Origin of the sequence: Suttonella ornithocola, assembly GCF_001889065.1 — a bacterium.
GTDB classification, from domain to species: Bacteria; Pseudomonadota; Gammaproteobacteria; order Cardiobacteriales; family Cardiobacteriaceae; genus Suttonella_A; species Suttonella_A ornithocola.
Genome location: NZ_LWHB01000344.1, coordinates 1 through 681 on the forward strand (window position 1 = coordinate 1; position 681 = coordinate 681).

Genomic DNA, 681 nt, shown 5'->3' on the forward strand with positions numbered 1-681 from the left:
CGGTCACGGTGTGCGTGCTGAGGGTGCCGTTAACATCAATGGTCACGGTGTCGCCTTCTTTGACATCGCCGTTCAGGCCAATAGTGACCGGTACGCTGACGCTATCTTGACCACCCACTTCTTTGGCATTTAGGTAGCCATCATCCGCCGAACCACCAAGTTCTACGCCTGTTACTGCAGCTGTGCTGTTACCTGTTTGGCTGGTCGAGGCGTCTTTGCCTTTCGCACTTTCGTTGCCCGCAGGGTCTTTGACATAAGCAGTTACTTCATTATTTTCACCGTCTGCTTTCGGCGTGAAGCTCACTTCTGTTTTACCTGCATCAATCATCTCTTGGGTCACAGGAATGGTTTGTTCACCATCTGGGGTGCTCACTACTAAGCTGTCGCCGGCTTTGGTGTTGGCTGGAATGCTGATCTCTGCTGTGGCTTTACCGCTGTCTAGGTCAGTTAGGTTGAGTGCATTATCTCCGCCGTCTTTGATGCTGACTTTCGGCGCACCGTCTTGGGTGGTGCTGTCGTTGTCTGCGCCATTCGGGGTTTTGTCGCCGTTGACGTCTCCCGGCACGCCGGTATCGACAATCACGTCGTCTTGCGCGCTGTTGGCCGCCGGCGTGTTACCGGTAGCCGTCGCAGTCACGCTCGCTTTGACAACGACCGTGCCGTCTTGGTCTGCTCGGGATC

The 681-nt window shown here is 55.2% G+C and carries 1 pseudogene; it reads right to left on the reverse strand.

The features are described 5' to 3' along the window. Window positions 1-637, reverse strand: a pseudogene (locus tag A5N85_RS14280) (hypothetical protein); the annotation flags it as partial. Window positions 638-681 lie beyond the last annotated feature (44 nt).